Origin of the sequence: Bordetella genomosp. 6 (genome assembly GCF_002119705.1) — a bacterium.
Taxonomy (GTDB): domain Bacteria; phylum Pseudomonadota; class Gammaproteobacteria; order Burkholderiales; family Burkholderiaceae_B; genus Bordetella; species Bordetella bronchiseptica_F.
Genome location: NZ_CP021107.1, coordinates 4,139,751 through 4,158,734 on the forward strand (window position 1 = coordinate 4,139,751; position 18,984 = coordinate 4,158,734).

At 67.0% G+C, this 18,984-nt stretch carries 16 protein-coding genes; 11 read left to right on the plus strand and 5 right to left on the minus strand.

Features of this window, described 5'->3' with window-relative positions; translation table 11 throughout:
* Positions 1-61 precede the first annotated feature (61 nt).
* The 3 genes from CAL11_RS19520 to cueR form a co-directional block, all read right to left on the minus strand.
* Positions 62-256 (minus strand): heavy-metal-associated domain-containing protein, encoded by a 195-nt coding sequence (locus CAL11_RS19520; protein ID WP_086093928.1) that lies wholly within the window; start codon positions 254-256, stop codon positions 62-64.
* 112 nt (positions 257-368) lie between these two features.
* The gene (fdx, locus tag CAL11_RS19525) at positions 369-707 is read right to left on the minus strand and encodes an ISC system 2Fe-2S type ferredoxin (protein WP_068925099.1); all 339 of its coding nucleotides are present in this window, start codon (positions 705-707) and stop codon (positions 369-371) included.
* A gap of 16 nt (positions 708-723) precedes the next feature.
* On the minus strand, positions 724-1,203 hold the full coding sequence (gene cueR / locus CAL11_RS19530) for a Cu(I)-responsive transcriptional regulator (protein ID WP_086093929.1): 480 nt from the start codon (positions 1,201-1,203) through the stop codon (positions 724-726).
* Positions 1,204-1,468: 265 nt separating this feature from the next.
* On the opposite strand from cueR, the gene CAL11_RS19535 reads away from it, so the two are divergent.
* From CAL11_RS19535 to CAL11_RS19545, 3 genes are read left to right on the plus strand one after another with little or no spacing between them, the layout of a single operon-like run.
* Positions 1,469-2,635, plus strand: coding sequence for an efflux RND transporter periplasmic adaptor subunit (locus CAL11_RS19535; RefSeq protein ID WP_279629034.1), 1,167 nt, complete (start codon positions 1,469-1,471; stop codon positions 2,633-2,635).
* Positions 2,632-5,808: an efflux RND transporter permease subunit gene (locus tag CAL11_RS19540; protein WP_086093930.1), complete on the plus strand. Its 3,177-nt coding sequence runs from the start codon at positions 2,632-2,634 to the stop codon at positions 5,806-5,808. The genes CAL11_RS19535 and CAL11_RS19540 overlap by 4 nt, the downstream gene beginning before the upstream one ends.
* Positions 5,809-5,828: 20 nt before the next feature.
* Entirely contained in the window at positions 5,829-7,319 is a 1,491-nt protein-coding gene (locus CAL11_RS19545) for an efflux transporter outer membrane subunit (protein ID WP_086093931.1), read from the plus strand.
* Between the two features lie 71 nt (positions 7,320-7,390).
* On the opposite strand, the gene CAL11_RS19550 is transcribed toward CAL11_RS19545, so the two are convergent.
* Both CAL11_RS19550 and CAL11_RS19555 read right to left on the minus strand, forming a co-directional pair.
* Positions 7,391-8,167: a hypothetical protein gene (locus CAL11_RS19550; protein ID WP_244172843.1), complete on the minus strand. Its 777-nt coding sequence runs from the start codon at positions 8,165-8,167 to the stop codon at positions 7,391-7,393.
* A gap of 290 nt (positions 8,168-8,457) precedes the next feature.
* A complete protein-coding gene (locus CAL11_RS19555; protein ID WP_244172844.1) occupies positions 8,458-10,245 on the minus strand; it encodes an FAD-dependent oxidoreductase in 1,788 nt (595 codons plus the stop codon).
* A 134-nt stretch (positions 10,246-10,379) separates the two neighbouring features.
* On the opposite strand from CAL11_RS19555, the gene CAL11_RS19560 reads away from it, so the two are divergent.
* The 8 genes from CAL11_RS19560 (at position 10,380) to groL (ending at position 18,916) form a co-directional block, all read left to right on the plus strand.
* Entirely contained in the window at positions 10,380-11,306 is a 927-nt protein-coding gene (locus tag CAL11_RS19560; protein ID WP_347876361.1) for a LysR family transcriptional regulator, read from the plus strand.
* A 511-nt stretch (positions 11,307-11,817) separates the two neighbouring features.
* Entirely contained in the window at positions 11,818-12,780 is a 963-nt protein-coding gene (locus CAL11_RS19565; RefSeq protein ID WP_086093934.1) for a Bug family tripartite tricarboxylate transporter substrate binding protein, read from the plus strand.
* 58 nt (positions 12,781-12,838) lie between these two features.
* Positions 12,839-14,548 carry an FAD-dependent oxidoreductase gene (locus CAL11_RS19570; protein ID WP_086093935.1) on the plus strand — a complete coding sequence of 570 codons (1,710 nt, stop codon included), beginning with the start codon at positions 12,839-12,841 and terminating at the stop codon, positions 14,546-14,548.
* Between the two features lie 43 nt (positions 14,549-14,591).
* Entirely contained in the window at positions 14,592-15,227 is a 636-nt protein-coding gene (locus CAL11_RS19575; protein WP_086093936.1) for a DUF4286 family protein, read from the plus strand.
* Between the two features lie 72 nt (positions 15,228-15,299).
* Entirely contained in the window at positions 15,300-15,968 is a 669-nt protein-coding gene (locus tag CAL11_RS19580) for a maleate cis-trans isomerase family protein (protein ID WP_086093937.1), read from the plus strand.
* Positions 15,965-16,594 (plus strand): DUF4286 family protein, encoded by a 630-nt coding sequence (locus tag CAL11_RS19585; protein ID WP_086093938.1) that lies wholly within the window; start codon positions 15,965-15,967, stop codon positions 16,592-16,594. Before CAL11_RS19580 ends, CAL11_RS19585 begins: the two co-directional genes overlap by 4 nt.
* Positions 16,595-16,952: 358 nt before the next feature.
* Positions 16,953-17,240: a co-chaperone GroES gene (gene groES, locus CAL11_RS19590; RefSeq protein WP_003808621.1), complete on the plus strand. Its 288-nt coding sequence runs from the start codon at positions 16,953-16,955 to the stop codon at positions 17,238-17,240.
* Positions 17,241-17,272: 32 nt separating this feature from the next.
* Complete coding sequence (gene groL / locus CAL11_RS19595; RefSeq protein WP_086093939.1) at positions 17,273-18,916, plus strand: chaperonin GroEL; 1,644 nt, start codon at positions 17,273-17,275, stop codon at positions 18,914-18,916.
* Positions 18,917-18,984: the final 68 nt, after the last annotated feature.

Below are 18,984 nucleotides of genomic sequence, written 5' to 3' on the forward strand. Positions count from 1 at the left end.
GCGCGCGCTGTCAAGCGGATTCCGCGGCCGGCCACGCACGAGGACCGGCCGCGGCCGGCCGCTACCGGGCGCGCGGCGGGTAACCCGCCTCGCGCAGGGCCGCGACGACCTGCGCCTCGGATGCCGAGGTTTGCACTTCGACCCGGCGGGTCGGCGGATCGGCGACGACGCGCGCATCGGGATCGACCGCCTGGATCGCGCTGGTTACCGTGCGGGCGCAGCCGCCGCAGGTCATGCCATCAAGATGGAACTGCATGGAAGACTCCTTTCGTTGGAGGGTTGGTGGGTGGGTGTGACCAGGCTGGCCACTGTTGCGCTTGCAGCGTGGAGCGGCCCCGGCGGCATGGGCATCGACGCGGCGCCGGGCCTCAGCGATCCTCCTTGGCATGGTTGATCGTGTACCTGGGGATTTCGACCACCAGGTCCGCCTCGGCCACGATGGCCTGGCAGCTCAGGCGCGACTGCGCCTGCAGCCCCCAGGCCCGGTCGAGCAGGTCGTCCTCGTTCTCGCCGGCCTCGCCGAGCGAGTCGAAACCCTGGCGCACGATGCAGTGGCAGGTCGTGCAAGCGCAGCTCATATCGCACGCGTGCTCGATGTCTATGCCGTTCTCCAGCAACGCCGCGCAGATCGAGGTGCCGGCCGGCACGTCCAGCACGGCGCCCTCGGGTGCCAGATCGGCATGGGGAAGAACCGTGATCCTGGGCATGGCGCGCTCCCGCCGCTCAATGCGAGCGCGTGCATTGCGCCCGCCCGGTGCCGCGCCGCCGGCGCGGCACGGCGCCGGCGCGCGCCTCGGGTTCGCGCTCGCCATCGTCGGGCTGCGCCAGCGTATGCAGGATGGGACAGTTGGGCCGCTCGTCGCCCGCGCAGCAACGGATCAGCACCTTGAGCGTCTCGGCCATCTTCTGCATGCTCTCGATGCGCCGGTCCAGCTCGGCGATGTGCGCCAGGGCCACGCGCTTCACATCGGCGCTCTGGCGCGACTGGTCGTTCCACAGGCTCAGCAGGTCGCCGATCTCGGGCACCGAGAAGCCCAGGTTGCGGGCGCGGCGGATGAAGTGCAACCGATGGACGTCGGCCGGGGTATAGGCGCGGTAGCCCGCATCGGTGCGGCCGACGGCGGGGATCAGGCCGATCTGTTCGTAGTAGCGGATCATCTTGGCCGAAACCCGGGACTGCCGGGATGCAACGCCGATGTTCATGACTGTCCTCCTTGCTCAAGCGGGCGCACCGGACGTGTGGGCAATCCGATGCCTTGCCGTGGTTGAAATGCAGTGCAGGACAAGCCTGGGGTTTCCCATTGTGGGAAGGTCAAGCGCCTTCGGCCGCGCGCGGCGCGCGCTTGACCTTCCCGTCGTTGTAATGCCTAGCCTCGCCCAAAATTCCTGCAGAGACGCTTCGGACGGGCCGAAGCCCTGCTGCACAGATAGGGGCATGTCCATGCGTCGAAAAATCAAGATTGCCGTAATGGCAGGTACCGTCGCGGTAGTCGCGGCCATCGCGTTCGCGGCCGGCGAAACTCCGGAGAGCGCGGGCCGGGCGGCGGGCGCGCCGGCGCCGCCGCGGGTGCCGGTGGCCGAGGTCGTCGTGCGCGGCGTTGCGCCATCGGCCGGGTTCACCGGTTTCCTGGCCGCGCCCAGGACCGTCGAGCTGCGCTCGCGCGTGGGCGGCGCCGTCGATGCGGTCAGCGTTCCCGAAGGCAGTCTCGTGCGCAAAGGGCAAACCCTGTTCCAGATCGATCCGCGCCCGTTTCAAGTGGCGCTGGACACCGCCACCGCGCAGTGGCGCCAGGCCGACGTGCTGGCCAGCCAGGCCCAGGCCGATTTCGACCGCGCCCAGCGGCTGGTGTCCACCGGCGCCGTCTCGCGCAAGACCTACGACGATGCGGCCTCCATGCGCCGCGCGCGCCTGGCCCAGGCGCAGGCGGCCAAGGCGGCGGTCGCCGCCGCGCGGCTCGATCTCGCGTACGCGCGCATCACGGCCCCGATCTCCGGACGCGTCGACCGCGTGCTGGTGACCGAAGGCAATCTGGTCAGCGGCGGCACGGCGGGCGCCGCCACCCTGCTGACCACGATCGTGTCGGTCGACCCTCTGCATGCGTATTTCGACATCGACGAGGCCACTTACCTCGCCGCGGTAAGACACAACCGCCCCGACGCCGGCGGCGCCTCGTCGATGCCGGTCGAACTGGGGCTGGCCACGGACCAGGGCACGCCCCATCGCGGCGTGCTCGACTTCGTGGGCAACCGCATCGACCGCGGCACCGGCACCATCCGCGCGCGCGCCGTGGTGCCGAACCCCGACGGGCAACTGGTTCCGGGGTTGTTCGTCCGCGTCAGGCTGGCCACCGGCGATGCGCGCCCGGCCGTGCTCATCGACGACCAGGCCGTGGGCACCGACCAGGGCAGGAACTACGTGCTGGTCGTGGGACAGGACAACCAGGCCCGGTACCGCCCCGTGCAATTGGGCCCGATGGCGGACGGGCTGCGCGTCATCGACGCAGGCTTGCAGGCCGGTGAAAGCATCATCATCAAGGGCCTGGTGCGCCCGGGCATGACCGTCACGCCCGACCTGGTGGCCATGCAGCCCGAGGCCCGGAACCCGGCCGGCGACGCGACGGAGGTCCGGCCATGAAATTCCCCCACTTTTTCATCGCACGGCCGATCTTCGCCGTCGTGCTGTCCCTGCTGATGCTGCTGGCCGGCGCCCTCGCCTTCTGGCAGTTGCCGCTGAGCGAGTATCCCGCCGTCACGCCGCCCACGGTGCAAGTCACGGCCAGCTACCCGGGGGCCAACCCCGACGTGATCGCCGATACCGTGGCCGCGCCCCTGGAGCAGGTGGTCAATGGCGTCGAGGGCATGCTCTATATGAATTCCCAGATGGCCACCGACGGCCGGATGGTGCTCACCATTGCGTTCAAGCAGGGAACGGACCCCGATATGGCGCAGATCCAGGTGCAGAACCGGGTCGCGCGCGCCTTGCCGCGATTGCCCGAGGAAGTACAGCGCATCGGGGTCGTCACGCAGAAGACTTCGCCGGACGTGTTGATGGTCGTGCACATCGTCTCGCCGGACAAGCGGTACGACTCGCTCTACCTGTCGAACTTCGCCATCCGGCAGGTGCGCGACGAACTCGCGCGCCTGCCCGGCGTCGGCGACGTGCTCGTCTGGGGCGCGGGAGAGTACGCCATGCGGATCTGGCTGGACCCCGCCAAGGTCGCCACCCGCGGACTGACCGCCAGCGACGTGGTCGCGGCCCTGCGCGAGCAGAACGTTCAGGTGGCCGCTGGCTCGGTGGGCCAGCAGCCGGACACGTCGGCCGCCTTCCAGGTGACGGTCAATACGCTGGGGCGCCTGACCAGCGCCGAGCAGTTCGGCGACATCGTGGTGAAAACCGGCGCCGACGGCCAGGTCACCCGCCTGCGCGACGTCGCGCGCGTCTCGCTGGGCGCCGATGCCTATACCCTGCGCAGCCTGATCGACGGCGAGTCGGCGCCGGCGCTGCAGATCATCCAGAGCCCGGGCGCCAACGCCATAGACGTCTCCAATGCGGTGCGCGCCCGGATGGAGACCCTGCAGCAGGACTTCCCGCAGGATATCGAATACCGGATCGCGTACGACCCCACGGTCTTCGTACGCGCGTCGCTGCAATCGGTGGCCATCACCCTGTTGGAGGCCATCTTCCTGGTCGTCATCGTGGTGGTGCTGTTCCTGCAGACCTGGCGCGCCTCCATCATTCCGCTGGTGGCCGTGCCCGTGTCGCTGGTGGGCACCTTCGCGGTGATGCACGGGTTCGGCTTTTCGCTGAACACGCTGTCGCTGTTCGGCCTGGTGCTGTCTATCGGCATCGTGGTCGACGACGCCATCGTGGTGGTCGAGAACGTGGAGCGCCACATGGCCCTGGGCGAACCGCCGGAGCAGGCCGCGCGCAAGGCCATGGACGAAGTCACGGGGCCGATTCTCGCCATCACCTCGGTGCTGGCGGCGGTCTTCATTCCCTCGGCCTTCCTCTCCGGCCTGCAAGGCGAGTTCTATCGCCAGTTCGCGCTGACCATCGCCATCTCGACGATCCTCTCGGCCATCAACTCGCTCACGCTGTCGCCCGCGCTTGCCGCCATCCTGCTCAAGCCGCATCGGCAAGCGGCCAGGGCCGATTGGCTCACCCGCGTCATGGACAGCGTGCTGGGCGGATTCTTCCGGCGCTTCAACCGCTTCTTCGACGGCGCCTCGAACGCCTACGTCGGCACCGTGCGCCGGGCGGTGCGCGGCAGCGCCATCGTGCTGCTGTTGTACGCCGGCTTCGTGGGCCTGACCTGGCTGGGCTTTCATCAGGTGCCCAACGGCTTCGTGCCTGCCCAGGACAAATACTTCCTGGTCGGCATCGCCCAATTGCCCAGCGGCGCGTCGCTCGATCGCACCGAGGCCGTCGTCAAGCAGATGTCCGAGATCGCACTGGCCGAGCCCGGCGTGGAAAGCGTGGTCGCCTTCCCCGGCCTGTCGGTCAACGGCCCGGTGAACGTGCCGAACTCGGCCTTGATGTTCGCCATGCTCAAGCCGTTCGACGAACGCCAGGACCCATCGCTCTCGGCCAATGCCATCGCGACGAGGCTGATGGGCAAGTTCGGCCGGATCCCGGACGGTTTCGTGGGCATCTTCCCGCCGCCACCCGTTCCGGGCCTGGGCGCCATGGGCGGCTTCAAGCTGCAGATCGAGGACCGGGCCGGGCTGGGCTTCGAGGCGCTGGCGCAGGCCCAGGGCCGGATCATGGCCAAGGCCTCGCAGGCGCCCGAACTGGCGAACATGCTGGCCAGCTTCCAGACCAACGCTCCCCAGCTGGAAGTGGACGTCGATCGCGTCAAGGCCAAGTCGCTCGGCGTCTCGCTGACCGACGTGTTCGAGACCCTGCAGATCAACCTCGGCTCGCTCTACGTCAACGACTTCAACCGATTCGGCCGCACCTACCGGGTCATGGCGCAGGCCGACGCGCCGTTCCGCATGCAGGCCGAGGACATCGGCCTGCTCGAGGTACGCAACTCGGCCGGCGAAATGATCCCGCTCGGCGCGTTCGTGACCATCACGCGCGGATCCGGCCCGGACCGGATCATCCACTACAACGGATTCCCCTCGGCCGACATCAGCGGCGGCCCGGCGCCGGGCTACTCCTCCGGCCAGGCCACCGACGCGATCGAGAACATCGTGCGCGACACGCTGCCCGAAGGAATGACGTACGAGTGGACCGACCTGGTCTACCAGGAAAAGCAGGCCGGCAACTCGGCGCTGTACATCTTCCCGCTGGCGGTGCTGCTGGCCTTCCTCATCCTGGCGGCCCAGTACAACAGCTGGTCGCTGCCGTTCGCCGTGCTGCTGATCGCCCCCATGGCGCTGCTCTCGGCCATTGCCGGCGTCTGGCTGTCCGGCGGCGACAACAACATCTTCACGCAGATCGGCTTCGTCGTGCTGGTCGGCCTGGCCGCCAAGAACGCCATCCTGATCGTGGAATTCGCCCGCGCCAGGGAGAGCGAAGGCGCCGACCCGCTGGCGGCCGTCCTGGAAGCGGCCCGCCTGCGCCTGCGCCCCATCCTGATGACATCGTTTGCCTTCATCGCCGGCGTGGTGCCGCTGGTGCTGGCCACCGGCGCCGGCGCCGAAATGCGCCATGCCATGGGCATCGCCGTGTTCGCAGGCATGCTGGGCGTGACGCTGTTCGGCCTGCTGCTGACCCCGGTGTTCTATGTCGTCGTGCGCAAGCTGGCGCTGCGCCGCAAAGCCCGCCAGGCCCGACTCGGCGCGGGCGACCAAACCGCATGACGAACAGGAGAACCCAGGACATGAAAACAGCTTTTGCACGCTCGCCACGCGCCCGGCTGCTGGCGCCGCTCGCCCTCGCGGCCACGCTGGCCGGGTGCTCCATGGCGCCCAGGTACGAGCGTCCGGCGGCGCCCATCGACGCGGCCTACCCTGCGGAAGCCCCGGCGATGCAGGATGCCGCCGGCCTGGATGACGCGACGGCTACCGCCGACATCGGCTGGCGCGATTTCTTCCGCGACCCGCTCTTGCGGCAATTGATCGAGATCTCGCTCGACAACAACCGCGACCTGCGCAAGGCGGCCTTCGCCGTCGAGGCCGCGCAGGCGCTCTACCGCATCCAGCGCGCCGGCATGCTGCCCGGGCTGGACGCGGCCGCCGACGCCGCGGCCGAGCGCGTGCCGGCCGACCTCGCCGCCTCGGGACAGTCCCACATTGCCCGCCGCTACGAGGCCGCGGCGGTGACGGCCGCCTGGGAACTCGACCTCTGGGGCCGCATCCGCAGCCTGAGCGACCAGGCGCTGGCCACCTATCTGGCACTGGCCGAAACCCGTACCGCCGTCCAGATCGGCCTGGTCGCCGAGGTCGCCAATGCCTACCTTACGCTGCGGGCCGACCAGGAACTCCTGCGCCTGGCCAACGACACGCTGGCCGCGCAAAGGCGCTCGTACGAACTGACAGCCCAGCTCGTGCGGGCCGGCCACTCCGCCCGGCTCGACCTGCGCCTGGCCGAGATCGCGCTGCGCGACGCCGAGGCCAGCCACGCCGCCTATACGCGGCAGGCCGCCAGGGACCGCAATGCCCTGGTGCTGCTGCTGGGCCAACCCCTGGCCCCGGCGCTGGCGCGGCAACTGGACCAGGCCGACACGCTGCCCGACGGCATCGTGCCGGCCGGGCTGCCGAGCGGCCTGCCGTCGGAACTGCTGGCGCGCCGCCCCGACATCCGCGCGGCCGAGCGCATGCTGCAAGGCGCCAACGCCAACATAGGCGCCGCGCGCGCCGCCTTCTTTCCCGCGATCAGCCTGACCGGCGCGGCGGGCAGCGCCAGCGCCTCCCTCGAAGACCTGTTCGGCGCCGGTTCGCGGACCTGGCGCTTCCTGCCGCAGGTCACGCTGCCCATCTTCCGCGGCGGGGCGCTGCGGGCGAACCTGGACGTGGCGCATGTGCGCAAGCGCATCGAAATCGCCAACTACGAACAAACCATCCAGGCCGCCTTCCGCGACGTCGCCGACGCCCTGGCGGGCAAGCGCACGCTCGATGCGCAGATCCGCTCGGAGCAGTTATCGGTGGCGGCCGGCAGCGACGCCCACAAGCTGGCCGAGCAGCGCTTCCGCGAGGGCGCGGACGACTATCTCGCCGTGCTGGAAGTCCATCGCACGCTGTACGGCACGCAGCAGGTCCTGGTGCGCACGCGCCTGGCCCGGCTGACCAACCTCATCGACCTGTACAAGGCCGTGGGAGGCGGCTGGACCGAGACGACAGTGCAGGCGCGAACCGCCGCTTCCGGGCCATGAACCCGGAAGCAGGCAAGCCAGGCGCCAAGGCCCTCTCCAGGATTCCGAGGCGGCCGCGATGCGCTCCCCCCTCAATGCCCGAACGTGAAATTCAAACCCGCGAAAACGGTGAACTGCGGCAAGCCTTCGCCTTTGTGGGCCACCGTCCACTGCGGCTCCACGAAGGCGTTCACGATGGTCTTGCCCACGCGCCAGGCGCGTCCGGCGCCCGCGCCGAGCGGGATGTAATACTGGCTGCGCTGCAGGTCGAAGGTCCAGATGGCCGTGGAGCGCAGATACCAGCCTTGCTGCAGGTTATGGATCACGAATGGCTGCAGCGTGGCGGTATGGACGGTCTCGCGGTCGTTCTGGCCGGCGAACGAGTGCTGCCATTGCACCAGGCCGCCCAGCAGGCCGCGCGGGCTGCTGTGCACGGCCACGGCCGCCAGCCCGCCCGACCACTTCCCGGTTCCCAGCAGGCGGTCCGTCGCGGTCGGCATGGTCAGCAACGGCCCCACGCCGATGTCGACCTCGCCCTGCTTGAGCAGGAAGATATCGAACACGCTGATGTCGCCCAGTCCGGTGCGATGACTGCCGTCGGCCTGGGGCCGGGTCGAGACCGGCACGGTGGGCCGCAGGATCTGCGGCACGCCGATCCAGTCGCCCGGCCCGAGCGGCAGGGTCGGCCTGAGCATGAAATCATTGGTATGCGCCCGCGTTCCGAACAGCCGCGGGGTGTAGTAATTCTGCAGCCCCAGCGAGGCGGCGAGATTGAGCGGGTTGTTGGCCTTGTTGGCGTCGTCGGCCGATTGGGCGCGGGCCGTCGCAAGAACGGCGCCCATCAATGCCAGGCCTGCGATCGCGAGCATGCGCATGGGGTACCCCGGTCATGGAAACAGTACGGAGCACGGCGGCCGCCAGAAAGGTGGCGCCGCCGGCATGCCCCGACGCAGCGTGGGCATGCGGCCAACCTCGTTCATCGCAGCGCGCCGCCGGAAAACCTGTTGTACGCCCCGGGCAAAGCGCCAGCATCGAACGTTGATCAGTGTATTCCCATTTCCGCCCGGGCTTGGAAAACCGCCCGCAATTTCCGTCCTGCTGTTTCCTGCAAGCCACAGCGCCCCGCGTGACTGTGACGCCGGGAATTGCGCCGCCAGGTTCAGGGGCGCAAGAAAGCACCGGGCGGCGCGGATGCCGCGTGCGCCTGGCGCCGGGGCGGCGACGGCGGCTGGGCGCGCGCCAGGTGTTCGACGGCGCGGTACGCGAAGACCAGGCCCGGCCCCAGCGTGGCGCCCGCCCCCGGATAGAACCCGCGGAACACCGACGACATATCGTTCCCGCACGCGTACAAACCGGCGATCGCCTGGCCGTCTTGGCCCACCACCTGCGCGTCGGCCGTCGCCTTCAGACCCAGTATCGTGCCCAATGTGCCCGGGTAGATGCGCAGCGCAAAAAAAGGAGCATGGCGAATCGCCAGCAGATTGGGATTCGGCTTGACTCGCGGATCGCCGAACATCCGGTTGTACGGATCGCCCCCTTTGCCAAAGTCCAGGTCCACGCCGGTCGCGCAGAAGCCGTTATGCCGCTTGACCGTATGTTCCAGTGCGTCCGGGTCGATATCGATCGCGGCCGCGAGTTCGCGTATGGTGCGCCCGGTACTGATGTAGCCGCTGCGCACGTAACGCCGCAGGGACAGGCAATACGGCTTGATCAAGTTGCCGAAGCCCCGTTTCCATACGAACCGGCGGTCGCAAATCAGATAGAAGCGGCTGTTCGGCGTGACGCCGTCCTTGAACATCGCATACACGATGTCATGATACGAGTCCGAATCGTTGACGAACCGGTTCCCCGCCGCGTTCACGGCGATCATGCCCGGGCGGCTGCGATCGAGATACCCGTACAGCACTGTCGACGTACTGCCGTCGGCCTCCTTGTTCCTGGACGTGGGGGTCCACCAGCACGGCGAGGCCAGGTCGGTGTCGATGGCCGCGCCGGCCTGGCGGGCGGCTTGCAGCGTATCGCCGACATTGCCCTCATACCCCACGCTCTGGTCGTGCGGAAAACCGCCCGCCAGTTCCTTGAGCAAGGCCGCATTGTGTGGAAACCCGCCCGCGGCCAGGATGACGCCCTTGCGCGCCCGTATACGCTGCAGCTTGCCGTCGCGGCATATTTCCACGCCGGCGACGCCTCCTTGCGGGCTGCGCACCAGCGACACCATGGGCGAGTCGAGCCATATCGGCACGCCGCGCTCGCGCAGGCTGAGCAGGGCGCTCGCGACAAACGCGTTGCCGGCCCCGATATCGGTGCCGCGGGAAAACCGGGTACGGTCGATCGCATAACGCGCCAGCGTGCCGATGACGCCGACGAAATTCCTGAACGAGCCAAACGGATTCAGAAATTCGTCGATGCGGCGCTTGTCGACGTACAGGCCGCCCAGCAGCATCAGGCGCTTGATCGGGGCGCGCACCAGTTCGAAGTCGGCACCCAGCCGCCGGCCATCGAAGCGTTCGGGCTCGAGCGAACGCCCGCCCGCCTTGCCGCCAGGCAGCGACGCGTGGTAGTCCGACATGGCCGGCATCAGCTTCAACCGGACCTGGGTCCCCTCCTGGATCGCCTGGGCGGCAAGCGGCGCCGACGCCAAATACGTATCGACCAGATCCGCGCGGTAATACGCCCCCATCAGCGCGCGCAAATACACGCGCGCCTGCTCCGGTGCATCATCGACGCCGGCGGCGCGGGCCTCGCGGGAGTTCGGAATCCACATCACCCCGCCTGCGCTGGCGGTGGTGCCGCCGACTTGCGATGACTTCTCGCACAGCACCACGTCCAACGATTTCTTTGCGGCCAGCAGCGCCGCGCTCAGGCCGGCGCATCCACTGCCGATGACGATGACGTCGCGCTCGTCATCCCATGGGTAGCCGGCAAACGCCGGGGTAGCGTCTTTCATTCCTGTGGTTTCCACCTGGTCCGCCTCGCATCGCCTCTGCTAGAGTGACGCCGAATACTATTCACCAAAACAACGGGCGTCCAATAGTGAACTCGAATGATCACGATTCCCCGGCCGAATCTCGCGCGTCGGGCATGCTGAACCTCACGCACCTGAGAACGCTGGTCGCGGTGGTGCAGGAGGGTCACCTGACGCGCGCCGCCGAACGCCTGCGCATCAGCCAGCCGGCCGCCAGCCACCATCTGCGCTCTCTCGAGCAGCAGTTCGGCCTGCCGCTGTTCACACGCACGCCGCGCGGAGTCGTGCCCACCACGGCAGGATTGCAGCTATCGGAACAGGCCGCCCGGCTGCTTGCATCGTCGCTGGAATTGCTCAGCACCGCCAGCGAACTGCGAGGCAGCACTTCGGGCCGGGTCGCCATCAGCACCATAGAAGACCCCACGGTGCACGCGGCCCTGCCATCGCTGGTCAAGTGGTTTCACGAGCACTACCCGTTGATCGAACTCTGTATCGAGTCGCGCAACTCGTCCTCGGTGCGCCAGGGCATCCTCGCCGGGGAAATCAACGCGGGCTTCTATGTTTCGTGCACGGATGAAGCCAACCTGCGCGAGCACGAAATCGGGCAGCGCGAACTGGTGGTGGTGGCCCCGCAAAGCTGGCGCGAACGTGTCGCCACGGCAACCTGGCCGGAACTCGCCACGCTGCCGTGGGTCATGACCACGACGGGCAGCGCGCATTCTGAAATCACCGCCCAGCTCTTTCGTTCCCACAACATCGCCATCCGCCCCGCGCTTGAAGTCAACACGGAGCGCCTGCTGCGCGCCATGGTGGCCCAGGAGGTCGGCCTCGGCTTCACCCGCCGCGAGTTCGCGGAAACCGAACAGGCGCGCGGCGCGTGCTTCATCGTCCCGATCAGCGTGCACCGCACCACCATGCGTTTCGCCTACGCGCGCAGCGCCGAGACAGACCCCCTGATCCAGATCCTGCTGCGCGGCCTGGCCACGGTATTGCCTGTTTCGGAATTATTAATGCCTCCTACCGCAAACCCCGCGGAAAAATAAATTTCCAGCACGGCGCGTTGACTTGCCCTTGCAAGTTCTGTAGATTAAATGGACGTTCATTCATATTGATCTGCAGTTTGAAGCGATCACCCCGTTTGCCCATGCGCATGCCGTGAAGCACGTGCTTCGCATTATTCAAGTTCGCAATCAGGTCGATTCACTTCAATAATGAAGGAGACAGAATGACCAGGGAAATCGCCGCCGGGTCTGGCGCGGCGGTTGCCGCACCGGCGCCGCTGCAGCCCGGCGCGCCTCCGGCGGCCGGTTCCGAAATGCCGGATTCCGCACGCGGCATCGGCGCCCGGCAATAACCAGCATCGTTCCGCACTGATCACATCCCGGCGGCCCGGCACCCGCCGCCGGGACGGGGCCTTCATTCGCCGAAAAATAATATTGAATGAGCATTCACACCATGCCGATAATAAACACGGCGCCGGCAGCGCCGATATTCAGAAAATGCTCATTCTGATTATTGATCATGCAGATTCAAATAACTTATCAAGGAGACAAAATGATCAAATCTATGCTTGCCGGCCTGGCCACGGCCGCCAGCGCGCTGATGCCCATGCCGTCCGTGGCGTCCGATTACCCTTCCAAGCCGGTCACCCTGATAGCCGGATTCGCCGCCGGCGGTCCCACCGATGTCATGGCGCGCGCCTTCGCCCAGCAGCTTGCCGCCGAGCTGGGGGTGCCGATAGTGGTTGAAAACCGCCCCGGCGCCGACAGCCTGCTGGCCTCCCAGGCCGTCAAGAACGCCAAGCCCGACGGCTACACCATTTACCTGGCCTCGTCCGCGCACGCCATCAATCCCAGCCTGTTCAAGGACGCGAAATTCAAGGTTCGCGACGACTTCACGCCCATTTCGATGATCGGCGAAGTGCCCAACGTCGTCGCCATTCCGACCGACCTGCCGGCCAGGACGCTGAAAGAATTCATCGACTACGCCAAGGCGCGCGACGGCCAGCTCAACTATGCGACCACGGCCAGCATCACCTATCTTCAGACCGCGCTCATGCTGAAAACCGCCGGCCTGAACTTGCAGCGCATTCCCTACAAGGGCGCGGCGCCCGCGGCGGTCGCGCTCATGAGCGGCGACGTGCAGCTCATGATGAGCGGCATAGGCCCCATGGTGCCGCAGGTACAGTCGCAGAAGATCCGGGCCCTGGCCGTCACCAGCGCGAAACGCAGCGCGCTGCTGCCCGACCTGCCCACCGCCATCGAGGCCGGCCTGCCCGGCTTTACCAGCACGGTGTGGTATGCGCTGCTGGCCCCCGCGAACGTTCCGCCGGACATCGTCAAGCGCTTGAACGAAAGCACCACGGCCGCGCTGCGCAATCCCGAACTCATCGCCAAGCTGACGGCGCAAGGCGTGGAACAGCAAGGTTCGTCGCCCGAAGCGCTGAGCCGGTTCCTGGCAGCGGAAGAGGCCAGATGGACGGCTACGGTCGACGAAATGGGCGCCCGGCAGCAATAGGGCCGCCGGGTTGCGGCATGCAAATGGACACCGAGAGATTCCTGCCAGGAGTGCGGCGATGAGCCCCGTAGTATCCGAAGCGAGTCCACGACGCTGGGACGACGAGACCGACGTCCTGGTGATAGGCAGCGGGGCCGGCGGCCTGTCCGCCGCGCTGTTTGCCGCGCAGGCCGGCCTGCGCGTACTGGTCTGCGAAAAGCTGGCCCATGTAGGCGGCACGACCGCGACCTCGGGCGGCGGCATCTGGGTGCCTGGCACCAAGGCCGGCCTGGCCGCGGGCGATACGATCGAGGCGGCCAGGACATACCTGAAGGAGCTGCTGGGCGATTTCTACCAGGAAGACGTGATAGACACCTACCTTGCCACGGGAGGCAAGGTCATCGACTTCCTGAATGAAAATACGGAGGTGAAGTTCGACCTTGCGAGCTGGCCGGACTATCGGTCCAGCCTTCCAGGCGGCGCGGCACGCGGACGCTCGCTGTTTCCGCAACCCTTCGACGGCAAGAGGCTGGGACGCAATTTTTCCTTGCTGCATCCCCCCTTGCACCGCTTGATGATCCTGGGCGGGCTGATGCTCGGCCCCGACGAAGTCCCTGACTTTCTGCGCCCGTTCTCATCGCTCCGGGCGCTCAGGCGCGTGCTGCGCAAGCTGCTGCGGTATGGAATGGACCGTATCCGGTATGCCCGTGGCACCGACCTGCGCTCGGGCAACGCCCTGGTGGCGCGCCTTCTTTACAGCGTCGACAAACTCGGCTGCAGAATCCTGACCCAGGCCAGTCTTGAAGGCCTGGCGATCGACAACGGCCGGGTGGTCGGCGCGACCGTGGTCGTCGACGGCGTGCCCAGGCGCATCCGGGCGTCGAAAGCCGTGCTGCTCGCCACGGGCGGGTTCGCGCACAACCAGGAAATGCTGCGGCGCTACGGCCCGGCGACGCCGCATCGCTTCAGCCTGTGCAACCCCGCCTGCACGGGCGCAGGGATCCAGGCGGCGCTGGACGCGGGCGCCTCGGTGGACCGCGCGCTCAGCAGCGTGGGCTTCTGGACCCCCGCCTCAGCCAGCCGCGAAAAGAATGGCGCCGACACCCCCGTCATCTACGGCTATCTCGATCGCGGCCGGCCCGGGGTGATCGCGGTAAACGAACGAGGGGAGCGCTTCGTCAACGAGGCCGACTCCTATCACGATATCGTCAGCGCGATCTTTGCCAACGGCGGGGCGGACGGAAAGCCGTTCCACTTCATCACTGACCGCGCGTTCGTGCGCCGGCACGGCTTGGGGCTCATACGGCCCTGGCCCTGGAACCGCTCGCTGCGCCCCTGGATCCGCCGCGGCTATATCACCGCCGCCGCCACGCTCGACAAGCTGGGCCCGAAGATCGGCATCGATCCCGCCGCCCTGGCCGCCACCGTGCAGCGCCACAATCAAAGCGCTCGCACGGGGCTGGACCCCGACTTCCACAAGGGGGCCTCGGCCTACAACCGAATGTTCGGCCACAAGACCTCCTGGCCCAACCCCAATCTCGCGCCTATCGAAACGCCGCCTTTTATCGCCCTGCGGATCCTCCCCGCGACGATAGGCACCGCGATGGGCCTGAAGACCAGCGCGTCCGGACAGGTCCTGAACGCCGAAGGGCAGCCCATATCTGGCCTGTACGCCTGCGGCAACGACCAGGCCTCGCCGTTCCGGGGTTTCTACCCCGGCGGGGGATCGACACTGGGACCCGCGATCGTGGGCGCCTACCTTGCCGTCCAGTCGCTCTCGAAACAGTGACGCGGCGCCAGCCATTGAGAAAACCACCTTACCAGGATGACCTATGACGAAGGCCCTGCTGCTTGCCATGATGACCCCGCCCGGGGATCTCGAGGAAGAGTTCAACGAGTGGTACGACACCGAACACTTTCCGCGCCTGTCGACGGTTCCCGGCTTCGATCGGTCGTCGCGCTATGTCGCGGTAAAGGGATGGCCCAAGTATGTGGCCCTGTACGACCTTGCGTCGGCCGATGCCCTTGAACACCCCCAGTACACGCGCGCTCCGGGCCCGCGCTTCTCGCCCTGGGCGCAGCGCATCCTGACCAAACTGCATGGCCAGTATCGTTTCTCGGGCGACCAGATATACCCCGGCTCCGCCTTGATGGGCGATCAGGGCCGGCCGCTGCAAGTCGCGGTGCTGCGCTTTCGCGAGATGCCGCAGTCCCACGAGGCCGCGCTCACCGAGGGGCTGCGGGCCATCGTGGACGCGTCCGAAGAGCTGCTCCAAGCCAGGATCTTCAGGGGTTCCGGACAACTGCAGGGCGACTACATCGCGCTGGTGGAGTGCCGCGCGCATGACCCGCGGATTCCGGTCACCGCCAGCGCCATCGGTCCGGCGGCCGACCATCTGGACCTGCTGACGTTCTACATCCCGTACTGGCGCAGAGGCTACGTGCCTTCGGTCTTCGAGGCCCAGTAAATCCCCTGCCCGCCAGCCGCGCGCCGCCCCGGGCGCGCGGGCCGGCACCAGGAACACCGCCAAAGGTCAATCATGCCCACCTCCATACGCACAGGCGTCCTGATTCCAGAGAACAACACCCGGGTCGCGGAAGAACTGCCGCTCTGGCTGCCCGGCAGCCGCCTTGAAGTCGTGAAAATCCCGCGCGGCAAGGGCCTGCTGGATGCGGCGGCCTTGCCGGCCTACAGGGAAAACGCGCTGGTCCTGGCCAGGCAGCTGGGTGCCGGCGATATCGATGTGGTCGCCTATGCGTGCACGGCCGCCGGATTCCTGCTGGGCCCCGTGGGCGACCAGGAGCTGGCGCGCCAACTGCGCGAAAACACCGGCAAGCCCGTCGCGACCATCGCCAGCGCCATGACGTCCGTGCTGGCCCGGGACGGCATACGCAAGGTCGCGGTGGTGACCCCGTACTCGGATGCCGTCAATGCCCAGCTCAAAGGCTTTATTTCACATGCCGGCATCGAGATCGCCGGCTTCGACAGCCTGTACGCCAGGAATGTGGATGAGCTGGGCAGAATCAGCGCCCATGCCGTCGCGCATATTGCCAGGCAGACCATGAACGACGATTGCGAAGCGATGTTCATCGCCTGCGCCCAACTGCCCACCTTTGACGTGCTGCGCCAGCTGGAAACCGAATTCGGCCGACCGGTCTATTCGTCGATCCAGGCACTGGCAACGCAAATTCGAGCACTCGCGCCATGACCCACTCCAAAGCCCTGCTGCTTGTTTCCATGGAACCGCCCGCCGGCATGGAAGCGGAATTCAACGACTGGTACGACACCGAGCACCTGCCGGAACGCGCCGGCCTGCCGGGGTTCGAGACCGCCCTGCGATATGTGTGCGTGGCGGGCTGGCCGCGCTACCTGGCCTTGTATGACCTCTCGAATATCGAGGTGCTGGACGACAAGCCCTACCAGGACGTATCGGGAGAACGCTTCAGCCCATGGAGCAAACGCGTGCTCAACCGGGTGCGCGGCCAGTCGCGCATGGCCGCGCAGCAGGTCTATCCCCGGCAGGCCGTCACGCAACGCGCGCCGAGGCTGCTGCTGCTGAGATTCGTGGGCCTGACGCTGCAACATGAGGCCGACTTGACCAGCGTGCTTTGCAACGCCTTTTCGGACCGGGCCGGCGTCCAGCAACTGCGCGTGTATCGCGAGCCCACCGATACCGGCCCCCGATTCCTGGCCCTGATCGAAAGCCATGAACCGTTCTCGCACCAGGACCAGACCTCGGCGCTGGGCCCCTACGCCAGGCACCTGGACATCCTGAACGAATACGCCCCGTACTGGACGCGCGGGCAATTGCACGGCGTGTATCCCGAGCGTTGAAACCCGTCGGGCGCCACGACGACGCCCCATGGCTGGCGATTGGCGCGGGCGGAAACGCAGTACGGCCATGGCCGGCCGCCATCCAGCGAGCGCCGGAGGCCCTCTCTCCGAACAGCGGCCTCGAAGCCTCGCCGGGCATGGCGCTGCGTATGACGGATGGTCCAATCCCGGGCGCGCGGCCGTTCGGCCTCGGGCGGGCCTCGCCCCCGTCCAATATGTAACAAGTGCGCCCTCCCCCCTTGAACCCTGCGGAAGCATCCCTATAATTAGCACTCGTCGCCGGTGAGTGCTAACAACAGGCTCCCCGCGCCAAACACCGATCATTTTTTCTTCTTTTCTTTAGAAACAGGAGTTCCTCATGGCCCTGCGTCCCCTGCACGATCGCGTGATCGTCAAACGCCTGGACAACGAGCGCAAGACTGCCTCGGGCATCGTCATTCCCGACAGCGCCGCCGAAAAGCCGGATCAAGGTGAAGTCGTGGCCGTCGGCCCCGGCAAGAAGACCGAAGACGGCAAGATCCTGCCGGTCGACCTGAAGGCTGGCGACAAGGTCCTGTTCGGCAAGTACGCCGGCCAGACCGTCAAGGTCGATGGCGAAGAGCTGCTCGTCATCCGCGAGGACGAAATCCTCGCCGTGATCCAGTAATTGCGTAACCGAATTCTCTAAGGAAGCTAACAATGGCTGCCAAGCAAGTTCTGTTTGCCGACGAAGCCCGCGTGCGCATCGTGCGCGGCGTGAACGTCCTCGCCAACGCCGTCAAGACCACCCTGGGCCCCAAGGGTCGCAACGTCGTGCTGGAGCGCTCGTTCGGCGCCCCGACCGTGACCAAGGACGGCGTGTCCGTCGCCAAGGAAATCGAACTGAAGGACAAGTTCGAGAACATCGGCGCCCAGCTGGTCAAGGACGTCGCGTCCAAGACCTCCGACAACGCCGGTGACGGCACCACCACCGCCACCGTGCTGGCCCAGGCCGTCGTTCAGGAAGGCCTGAAGTACGTCGCCGCCGGTTTCAACCCGATCGACCTCAAGCGCGGCATCGACAAGGCCGTGGCCGCCGCCGTGGAAGAGCTGAAGAAGCTGTCCAAGCCGGTCACCACCAGCAAGGAAATCGCCCAGGTCGGCTCGATCTCGGCCAACAGCGACGCCTCGATCGGCCAGATCATCGCCGACGCGATGGACAAGGTCGGCAAGGAAGGCGTGATCACCGTCGAAGACGGCAAGTCGCTGGAAAACGAACTGGATGTCGTCGAAGGCATGCAATTCGACCGCGGCTACCTGTCGCCCTACTTCATCAACAGCCCGGAAAAGCAAGTCGCCGCGCTGGACGATCCGTATGTCCTGATCTACGACAAGAAGGTCAGCAACATCCGTGACCTGCTGCCCGTGCTGGAGCAAGTCGCCAAGTCGAGCCGTCCGCTGCTGATCATCGCCGAAGACGTCGAAGGCGAAGCGCTGGCCACCCTGGTCGTGAACAACATCCGCGGCATCCTGAAGACCACCGCCGTCAAGGCCCCGGGCTTCGGCGACCGTCGCAAGGCCATGCTGGAAGACATCGCCATCCTGACGGGCGGCACGGTGATCTCCGAAGAAACCGGCATGTCGCTGGAAAAGGCCACGCTGCAGGACCTGGGCCAGGCCAAGCGCATCGAAGTGGCCAAGGAAAACACCACGATCATCGACGGCGCCGGCGACGGCAAGTCGATCGAAGCGCGCGTCAAGCAGATCCGCGCCCAGATCGAGGAAGCCACCTCGGACTACGACCGCGAGAAGCTGCAAGAGCGCGTGGCCAAGCTGGCCGGCGGCGTTGCCGTGATTCGCGTCGGTGCCGCCACCGAAGTCGAAATGAAGGAAAAGAAGGCTCGCGTCGAAGACGCCCTGCACGCCACGCGTGCCGCGGTGGAAGAAGGCGTGGTTCCTGGCGGCGGCGTTGCGCTGCTGCGCGCCAAGCAGGCCATCGCCGGCCTGAAGGGCGACACGGCTGACCAGAACGCCGGCATCAAGCTGATCCTGCGCGCTGTCGAAGAGCCCCTGCGCACCATCGTCACCAACGCCGGCGACGAAGCCAGCGTGGTGGTCAACACCGTGCTCAACGGCAAGGGCAACTACGGCTACAACGCCGCGACCGGCGAGTACGGCGACCTGGTCGAGCAAGGCGTGCTGGACCCGACCAAGGTCACCCGCACCGCGCTGCAGAACGCCGCTTCGGTGGCCAGCCTGCTGCTGACGGCCGAGGCCGCCGTGGTCGAGCTGATGGAAGACAAGCCCGCTGCTGCTCCGGCCATGCCCGGCGGCATGGGCGGCATGGGCGGCATGGACTTCTAAGTTCCGCCTTTCCCGGCCGAAACCGCCGCGGCTTGCCGCGGCCGGTCTTCCCGAAAAAAACCCCGCCA

Excerpts from the sequence above, each read along its gene's own strand:
- CAL11_RS19560 (WP_347876361.1), top strand. The coding sequence starts at position 10,380 with ATGCTGAACCTCACGCACCTGAGAACGCTGGTCGCGGTGGTGCAGGAG.
- groL (WP_086093939.1), top strand. The coding sequence starts at position 17,273 with ATGGCTGCCAAGCAAGTTCTGTTTGCCGACGAAGCCCGCGTGCGCATC.
- CAL11_RS19540 (WP_086093930.1), top strand. The coding sequence starts at position 2,632 with ATGAAATTCCCCCACTTTTTCATCGCACGGCCGATCTTCGCCGTCGTG.
- CAL11_RS19575 (WP_086093936.1), top strand. The coding sequence starts at position 14,592 with ATGACGAAGGCCCTGCTGCTTGCCATGATGACCCCGCCCGGGGATCTC.
- CAL11_RS19520 (WP_086093928.1), bottom strand. The coding sequence starts at position 256 with ATGCAGTTCCATCTTGATGGCATGACCTGCGGCGGCTGCGCCCGCACG.
- CAL11_RS19550 (WP_244172843.1), bottom strand. The coding sequence starts at position 8,167 with ATGCTCGCGATCGCAGGCCTGGCATTGATGGGCGCCGTTCTTGCGACG.
- CAL11_RS19570 (WP_086093935.1), top strand. The coding sequence starts at position 12,839 with ATGAGCCCCGTAGTATCCGAAGCGAGTCCACGACGCTGGGACGACGAG.
- fdx (WP_068925099.1), bottom strand. The coding sequence starts at position 707 with ATGCCCAGGATCACGGTTCTTCCCCATGCCGATCTGGCACCCGAGGGC.
- cueR (WP_086093929.1), bottom strand. The coding sequence starts at position 1,203 with ATGAACATCGGCGTTGCATCCCGGCAGTCCCGGGTTTCGGCCAAGATG.
- CAL11_RS19545 (WP_086093931.1), top strand. The coding sequence starts at position 5,829 with ATGAAAACAGCTTTTGCACGCTCGCCACGCGCCCGGCTGCTGGCGCCG.
- CAL11_RS19535 (WP_279629034.1), top strand. The coding sequence starts at position 1,469 with ATGGCAGGTACCGTCGCGGTAGTCGCGGCCATCGCGTTCGCGGCCGGC.
- groES (WP_003808621.1), top strand. The coding sequence starts at position 16,953 with ATGGCCCTGCGTCCCCTGCACGATCGCGTGATCGTCAAACGCCTGGAC.
- CAL11_RS19585 (WP_086093938.1), top strand. The coding sequence starts at position 15,965 with ATGACCCACTCCAAAGCCCTGCTGCTTGTTTCCATGGAACCGCCCGCC.
- CAL11_RS19580 (WP_086093937.1), top strand. The coding sequence starts at position 15,300 with ATGCCCACCTCCATACGCACAGGCGTCCTGATTCCAGAGAACAACACC.
- CAL11_RS19565 (WP_086093934.1), top strand. The coding sequence starts at position 11,818 with ATGATCAAATCTATGCTTGCCGGCCTGGCCACGGCCGCCAGCGCGCTG.
- CAL11_RS19555 (WP_244172844.1), bottom strand. The coding sequence starts at position 10,245 with ATGAAAGACGCTACCCCGGCGTTTGCCGGCTACCCATGGGATGACGAG.